General features: G+C 60.7%; 9 protein-coding genes. 6 read left to right on the forward strand and 3 right to left on the reverse strand.

The window, feature by feature from the left end:
* Positions 1 to 12 precede the first annotated feature (12 nt).
* The 3 genes from C8E00_RS14190 to C8E00_RS14200 all read left to right on the forward strand — a co-directional run bounded on the left by C8E00_RS14190 (position 13) and on the right by C8E00_RS14200 (position 1,468).
* Complete coding sequence (locus tag C8E00_RS14190; protein WP_133698175.1) at positions 13 to 327, forward strand: hypothetical protein; 315 nt, start codon at positions 13 to 15, stop codon at positions 325 to 327.
* Positions 311 to 832: a DUF501 domain-containing protein gene (locus C8E00_RS14195; protein ID WP_133698176.1), complete on the forward strand. Its 522-nt coding sequence runs from the start codon at positions 311 to 313 to the stop codon at positions 830 to 832. The genes C8E00_RS14190 and C8E00_RS14195 overlap by 17 nt, the downstream gene beginning before the upstream one ends.
* 72 nt (positions 833 to 904) lie before the next feature.
* A complete protein-coding gene (locus C8E00_RS14200) occupies positions 905 to 1,468 on the forward strand; it encodes an LOG family protein (RefSeq protein WP_133698177.1) in 564 nt (187 codons plus the stop codon).
* 117 nt (positions 1,469 to 1,585) lie between these two features.
* Here C8E00_RS14200 and C8E00_RS14205 read toward each other — a convergent pair whose 3' ends face one another.
* Positions 1,586 to 2,083, reverse strand: a complete 498-nt coding sequence (locus C8E00_RS14205) for a hypothetical protein (RefSeq protein ID WP_133698178.1) — start codon at positions 2,081 to 2,083, stop codon at positions 1,586 to 1,588.
* A gap of 119 nt (positions 2,084 to 2,202) precedes the next feature.
* Positions 2,203 to 2,712 (reverse strand): tetratricopeptide repeat protein, encoded by a 510-nt coding sequence (locus tag C8E00_RS14210; RefSeq protein WP_133698179.1) that lies wholly within the window; start codon positions 2,710 to 2,712, stop codon positions 2,203 to 2,205.
* Positions 2,713 to 2,971: 259 nt separating this feature from the next.
* On the opposite strand from C8E00_RS14210, the gene C8E00_RS14215 reads away from it, so the two are divergent.
* The 3 genes from C8E00_RS14215 (at position 2,972) to C8E00_RS14225 (ending at position 5,840) form a co-directional block, all read left to right on the forward strand.
* Complete coding sequence (locus tag C8E00_RS14215; protein WP_133698180.1) at positions 2,972 to 4,003, forward strand: NADP(H)-dependent aldo-keto reductase; 1,032 nt, start codon at positions 2,972 to 2,974, stop codon at positions 4,001 to 4,003.
* 110 nt (positions 4,004 to 4,113) lie between these two features.
* The gene (gene yaaA, locus C8E00_RS14220; RefSeq protein WP_133698181.1) at positions 4,114 to 4,902 is read left to right on the forward strand and encodes a peroxide stress protein YaaA; all 789 of its coding nucleotides are present in this window, start codon (positions 4,114 to 4,116) and stop codon (positions 4,900 to 4,902) included.
* Positions 4,903 to 5,018: 116 nt separating this feature from the next.
* Positions 5,019 to 5,840 carry a Tim44 domain-containing protein gene (locus tag C8E00_RS14225; protein ID WP_133698182.1) on the forward strand — a complete coding sequence of 274 codons (822 nt, stop codon included), beginning with the start codon at positions 5,019 to 5,021 and terminating at the stop codon, positions 5,838 to 5,840.
* A gap of 110 nt (positions 5,841 to 5,950) precedes the next feature.
* Here C8E00_RS14225 and C8E00_RS14230 read toward each other — a convergent pair whose 3' ends face one another.
* On the reverse strand, positions 5,951 to 6,151 hold the full coding sequence (locus C8E00_RS14230; RefSeq protein WP_133698183.1) for a hypothetical protein: 201 nt from the start codon (positions 6,149 to 6,151) through the stop codon (positions 5,951 to 5,953).
* Positions 6,152 to 6,459: the final 308 nt, after the last annotated feature.

The following is a 6,459-nucleotide window of genomic DNA, read 5'->3' on the forward strand; positions in this document are numbered from 1 at the left end:
CGGGAGACTCGCATGGTGATTCGCTACGACCTATGGCTCACGCCCGACGACAAGCCCCGCCACCGCAGGATCGAGCAGGCGCTGGAGCGTTTCTTCGTGGCACGCTTCGCCGACTATCCTCACCTGAAGTTGCCCGGCGCCGACCCCTACGATTATGATGCTCCCTTCAACCGCCTGTATGACGCCCTGCTGGCACGCGCACGTGACTACTGCGAGCGTGAATGGCACTACGTGCCGACGCCTGCGCAGCTCAATACGGCATTCTTTCGGGCCGTGGCCCACTCGCCGAAATTCGTACTGGACCCCCGCGATGGTGATTCGCCCTGAAACGGCGCCCGACGAGCGCCAACTGGCCCTCATTACTCAACAACTGGGCCGTGCGCCGCGTGGCATCAAGACCGTGGCTGCGGCCACGCAAGACGGCACACCGCTGGTGTTGCGCATGCATGCCATCGTCGACGACAAACCATTCCCGACACATTTCTGGCTGTGCTCCGATCATTTGAAGGTCGCCATCTCGCGCATCGAAGCCCAGGGCGTTATCAAAGCACTCGAGTCACGCCTTCAGGAAGAGGCCGACTTCATGGCCGCGTACCGACACAGCCACGAGGATTACGTGGCGCAGCGCTGGCAGGCCATGAGCGACGCGGAACGCGACATCGTCGACCGCCAAGGCTATCGTGACGTCTTCACGCAACGTGGCATCGGCGGCATCGCCAACTGGGATCAGGTGCGCTGCCTGCATACGCAATATGCTCATCACCTATGCGGCGACAATGCCATCGGCCGTTGGATGGATGCCGAGTACGATGTGCTCGCCTGTCTGCGTTAGCGGTCCACGACACTTGGCCGGCCATCGCGCCACACAGAAAGCGAGGCCAATCGAACGAAACGGCAAGGAGGAATCGTGCGCATCTGTATCTACATGGGGTCGCGTGAAGGCTGCGATGCCGGCTTTCGTCATGCCGCCGAGGCGCTGGGTCGATGCATCGCGCAACGTGGCTGGGGGCTGGTCTACGGTGGCGCCCGCGTCGGCTTGATGGGCGCCGTGGCCGACGCCGCCTTGCGCGAAGGCGGCGAGGTCATCGGCGTCATTCCCCACCATCTGGTCGAGCGCGAATTGGCCCACGAGGGGCTGACACACCTGCTGCGTGTCGACGATATGCATGCGCGCAAAGCCGCCATGGCCGAGAACGCCGATGCCTTCATCGCCTTGCCCGGAGGCATCGGCACCCTGGAAGAGCTATTCGAGACGTGGACCTGGCAATATCTGGGGCTTCACGACAAGCCTATCGGCGTACTCGACGTCAGCGGCTTCTATCGCCCCTTATTGGAGTTCCTCGATCACACCGTCGCGCACGGCTTCCTCAATCCCGAGACACGCGCCAGCCTCGTCGCCGCCGCCGATCCCGATCACTTGCTCGACTGCTTGTCGGCAGCGCAGCACGCACCACAGACGACCTCGTGAGCGCGCGCTGCGACGCCTCAAAGCGCCGTCAAGGTGCCATTGAGCGTCAGCGAAGAAGGGTAAAGGCGATCGGTGGAGGAGCATTGGACAGCCGTCTAGAAGACGCTACAGGGAGGGCTAGGCGGACCCTGCGGCATCACGCGTACGCTGATAAGTCAACTGCAACAAGCGGGCATCATCCCCGGCTCGGTGACGATGAATGCCGCGCTCGCGAATGATGACCTCTTTCATCGCCCCCCAACGCTCGAGTTGCGATTCATTCAAAAGACGACGCAGTGCCTCGAGACGAAAGCGCGGTAACATACCTGCGTGATGGAACAATAGCGACAGCCAGGTGTTGTCGTATCCCCAGCTATCGCTGTAGGCGATGCCATCGAACGCCAGTTCATCGTTGAGCCAGCGCGCGACTTCAATCACGGGGTAACCCTCGCGATGCAGTCGGCCACGCGAAATGCCATGCAAGAGTTCAGCCTTGGGATCCCAGTGGGTCCACTCTTCCAGCGGTTGGACCAAAAAGGCGCAGGTACTGCCATCGGCCCGCGCGATGCCCACTTCTATAGGATAGCTGCCACGCCCGAAACCGGACGCTTCGATATCGAGCAGTATCGGCAACACGTGGCGGCATTCCTCTTCAAAGCGATATCACGAACGGGGTGTCGCCCACGCTGTCCACCAGGGCCACGCCAGTCAGACTACGTGAACGGGGAGCACGATGCGAGCCCCCATGACACTACTCAATGCGTCAGTGATGCAACCGGCCCGCCCGCATCGCTGCGCTGCGCACGTTCGGCAAGCGCCGCCCATTGCTCAGCACGTCGGGAATCGACGGGAAGCCCCAGATGGGCATGCCGGTAAGCCTCGGCCATACGCTCGGCGGCCAGACCGTGGCCAGCTTCGGCAGCACGCGCGTACCAGGTCACGGCTTTTTCTTCACGACGTGCGTATTGCGCGCAGCCGAACTCGTAAATACGACCCGCTTGGTACTGCGCATGCACATCGCCCGCGTAAGCGGCCTGAAACACATAGCGCGCCCCCTTGGCCTTGTCCTGCGGAGAGTTGCCACGATGAAACAACATATGGCCATAGAACGAAAGCGCGGCGGTATGGCCGGCTTCGGCACAGCGCTGAAAAAGCCGCATCGTCAGACGATGCTTGCCGGGAGAGCGTGTCATCCAGCGGGCATGTAACAGTTGAGCTGCGAGACGGTATTCGAGCCGAATCCGCAGAGAGGATACCTGTTGCATAACCATCGACCCTGAAGTCGTCGTGACCGAGTAGGTACGTAAACGATTGCGTCGGCTCGAGCTCTCCCTGCACGCGCCAACACCCCGGATAAAGCATTGCCACCGTTGCCTGACATAGCGCTCAATGTCTTGATCCCCGGCAACGGGGCGCCAAGCATACGCCTACCCTCAGAGGGACTCAACCCCCGTTTGCCGCTCGCACGCGGCACCGCTACCATGCCGTTTCCATCTCTTTTTCGACACCCAAACGGAGCCCCTGATGCAGACACGCCCCCTCGGCCAAACCGGCATTAACGTCAGCCGCTTGTGCCTAGGCACCATGACCTTCGGCGAACAGAACACCGAAGCCGATGCTCATGCACAACTCGATCGTGCCACTGCTGCAGGCATCAACTTCATCGATACCGCCGAGATGTATCCCGTCCCGCCCAAGGGCGAGACTCAGGGGCGTACCGAGGCCTATATCGGCAGCTGGCTCAAGGCACGTGGCAAACGCGACGATCTGGTCATCGCCACCAAGGCGGCCGGTCCCGGCCTCGAGCACATACGCGGCGGTCCGCGTTTGACCCCTGAGCATTTGCAGCGTGCCGTCAATGACAGCCTGACTCGCCTCAACACTGACTACATCGACCTTTACCAACTCCACTGGCCCGATCGTAGCGCCAATTTCTTCGGCAAGTTGGGCTATCGACACGATGCGGACGAAGAGGCAACGCCGTTGGCGGAAACGCTCATGGCCTTGAAGGAACTCGTCGATGCCGGCAAGGTTCGCGCCATCGGCCTTTCCAATGAGACGCCCTGGGGCGTGATGCAGAGCCTGCGCCTCGCCGACTCATTGGACGTGCCGCGTGTGGCCAGCGTGCAGAACCCTTACAACCTGCTCAATCGCAGCTTCGAGGTCGGGCTCGCCGAGATCGCCCATCGCGAAGACGTCGGCCTTCTGGCTTACTCGCCCTTGGCCTTCGGCGCGCTCACCGGCAAATACCTCGATGGTGCCCGTCCGCCCCAGGGTCGATTGACCTTGTTCGAGCGCTTCAAGCGCTATACGTCCGAACTCGCCGAGCAAGCGGTTCGCGCCTACGTCGGGATCGCCCGCGAACACGGACTGGATCCCGCCCAGATGGCCCTGGCCTACGTGAACTCACGCTCGTTCTTGACCAGCAATATCATCGGCGCCACCACGCTCGAGCAGCTCGACGCCAACCTCGCCAGCGAGGACCTGACGTTGGACGACAGTGTCCTCGAGGCCATCGAAGCCGTGCACCAGCAGCATCCCAACCCCTGCCCCTGATGCCAGTAGCGTGCCTATCATCATGATAGGCACACCTTCATCGGCGCTCTCTTACGCACTTGTTATACTGACGACAACGAATCTTTCGATCCCGAACGCGAGGACTGTGCATGCTAAGTGTCATTTCACCCGCCAAGACGTTGGATTTCGAGACACCGCCGACGACCCCGACCTATTCTCAACCCGAGTACCTTGAGCAAAGCGCCGAATTGATCGAGATACTGCGCGATTATTCGCCCCAACGGCTTTCCGAATTGATGGGCATCAGTGACAAGCTGGCAGGACTCAATGCCGCGCGCTTCGCCGAATGGGCCCCACCATTCTCGCCGGAGAATGCCAAGCCCGCCGCGCAGGCCTTTCAGGGCGACGTCTACATGGGACTGGATGCGCCCTCGTTCAGTGAGCAGGACAACCAGGAAGCACAGCGTCGTCTGCGCATTCTCTCGGGACTATACGGACTCTTGCGCCCTCTCGATCTGATTCAGCCCTATCGTCTAGAGATGGGCACCAAGTTGGCCAATCCGGCCGGCAAGGACCTCTATGCCTTCTGGCGAGAGCGGCTCACTCGGGACCTTTCCCAAGCCGTAGAGCAAAGTGGCTCGCCAGTGCTGGTCAACCTCGCCTCCAACGAGTACTTCAAGGCCATCGATGCCAAACGCTTGACGTGCCGGGTCATCACGCCGGTCTTCAAGGATGAGAAGAACGGTCAATTCAAGATCATCAGCTTTTATGCCAAGAAAGCGCGGGGCCTGATGGCCGCCTGGATGATTCGCGAACGTGTCGACGCCCCCGAGGACTTGAAACGCTTCGACGTCGGCGGCTACCGCTTCAATAGCAGTTTGTCTGACGGCGATACATGGGTTTTCACACGCAGTGAAAGGGAAGCGGCCACTGCCTGAGCGCGTGGATGGCCGGCATTGCCTCGGTGCCTCGCAATACAGATATCTTCAACGCTGAATCCCCGCTAGAATCGAGACTCCGGTTTCACCCCCTTCTCATTCTGCGGGAGATGCGCATGCGCAACCTTTTCGTAATGCTGGTAGTCGGTTTGCTTGGCGTTGGCTTGGCAGTCGACCATGCCGACGCCAGACGGCTCGGCGGTGGCAAGAGCTTTGGCAGTTATTCGCGCTCTGCGGATAGCCCCGCCGCCACGAGTCGCACGAATACCGCCACCCCTCAACGCCAGCCCAGCGCAGGATTATCGCGTTTCGCCGGTCCCTTTGCCGGCCTGCTCGCTGGGGGGTTGCTGGCGTCGCTGTTCTTCGGTGGCGCCTTCGACGGCATCCGCTTCTTCGATATCCTGCTGGTCGCGCTGATTGCCTGGTTCGCGTTCCGCTTGTTGAGAGCTCGACGCATGGCGACCAGCCAGGGACCACAGCACTCGTCGCGTCAACCACATCAAGAGGCGACTCACCAATCGCCGCCTTTCTCCACCGCTGGTACCTCCATGCCACACAACCGCTCCACCCCCGAGTGGTTCGACAAAGAACGCTTTCTAGGCGGCGCGAAAGAGCACTTCATGACGCTCCAGCGCGCCTGGGACAATAATGACCTGGCACGGATTCAAGAGTACGTCACGCCGACACTCTATAACCTGCTACGTGAAGAGCGTGCGCAGCAACCCGCGAATAACCGTACAGAAGTCGTGCGTCTTTTCGCCGAACTGGGAGATGTCAGGGAAATCGGACAACAAGCCGAAGCCAGTGTCCTTTTCCACGGCATCCTCGATGAAAACGGCGAGCAGACCGAATTCAACGAGACGTGGCACCTGATCCGTGAACTACGTGATGAAGCACCTTGGTACGTGCAGGGCATCGAACAGAATCCCAGCGTCTGATACCAACGCGCATGTACCATATCGGTGATGCCTAACCATAAATGCGAGCATGCAAAAGGCCGGGCAAAATGCCCGGCCTTTTAGTAATTCCAAGCCTCCAATGGCGAGCTTCAGTTCTGAGCCTCCTCGGCAGCATCCTGAATATCCTCACCCGCTTCTTCCATAGTGTCGCCGGCCTCATCCATGGCGTTATCCACGGACTCCCCCGCCTCTTCGGCCGGCCCTTCATCGTTGTCGCAGGCAACGACGCCGAGGGCGGTCATTACAATCACCAGCAACAGCGCCAGCTTCTTGAGCCTTTCACTACGCATCGGTTCTCTCTCCTTTGAGGTAAGTGCTCACTCCATGTACGCCTTTACTAAAGCACAGGCCCCGCTCACAGGCAAACGATGCGCCATCCCCCATGAAAAACCCCCCCGCTGGCCTGTGCCAACGGGGGTTTCCGGGATAAATGCCTGACGAGATCCGGGGCGGCCTTCCGCTGCTCTCCAGGGGAGGCCCCAAACGAGTGAACCCCGACCAAATGGCCGGGGTTCGGAAGAAATGCCTGACGATGTCCCGGGCGGCGTTCCGCTACTCTCGCATGGGGGTGAGACCGCCCGGCCCTTCGTGGCACCGC

The organism is Chromohalobacter marismortui (genome assembly GCF_004364315.1).
GTDB lineage: Bacteria > Pseudomonadota > Gammaproteobacteria > Pseudomonadales > Halomonadaceae > Chromohalobacter > Chromohalobacter marismortui.

Bases quoted from the DNA above. Each gene is read 5' to 3' on its own strand.
- C8E00_RS14190 (WP_133698175.1), top strand. From the start codon at position 13: ATGGTGATTCGCTACGACCTATGGCTCACGCCCGACGACAAGCCCCGC.
- C8E00_RS14195 (WP_133698176.1), top strand. From the start codon at position 311: ATGGTGATTCGCCCTGAAACGGCGCCCGACGAGCGCCAACTGGCCCTC.
- C8E00_RS14210 (WP_133698179.1), bottom strand. From the start codon at position 2,712: ATGCAACAGGTATCCTCTCTGCGGATTCGGCTCGAATACCGTCTCGCA.
- C8E00_RS14215 (WP_133698180.1), top strand. From the start codon at position 2,972: ATGCAGACACGCCCCCTCGGCCAAACCGGCATTAACGTCAGCCGCTTG.
- yaaA (WP_133698181.1), top strand. From the start codon at position 4,114: ATGCTAAGTGTCATTTCACCCGCCAAGACGTTGGATTTCGAGACACCG.
- C8E00_RS14225 (WP_133698182.1), top strand. From the start codon at position 5,019: ATGCGCAACCTTTTCGTAATGCTGGTAGTCGGTTTGCTTGGCGTTGGC.
- C8E00_RS14230 (WP_133698183.1), bottom strand. From the start codon at position 6,151: ATGCGTAGTGAAAGGCTCAAGAAGCTGGCGCTGTTGCTGGTGATTGTA.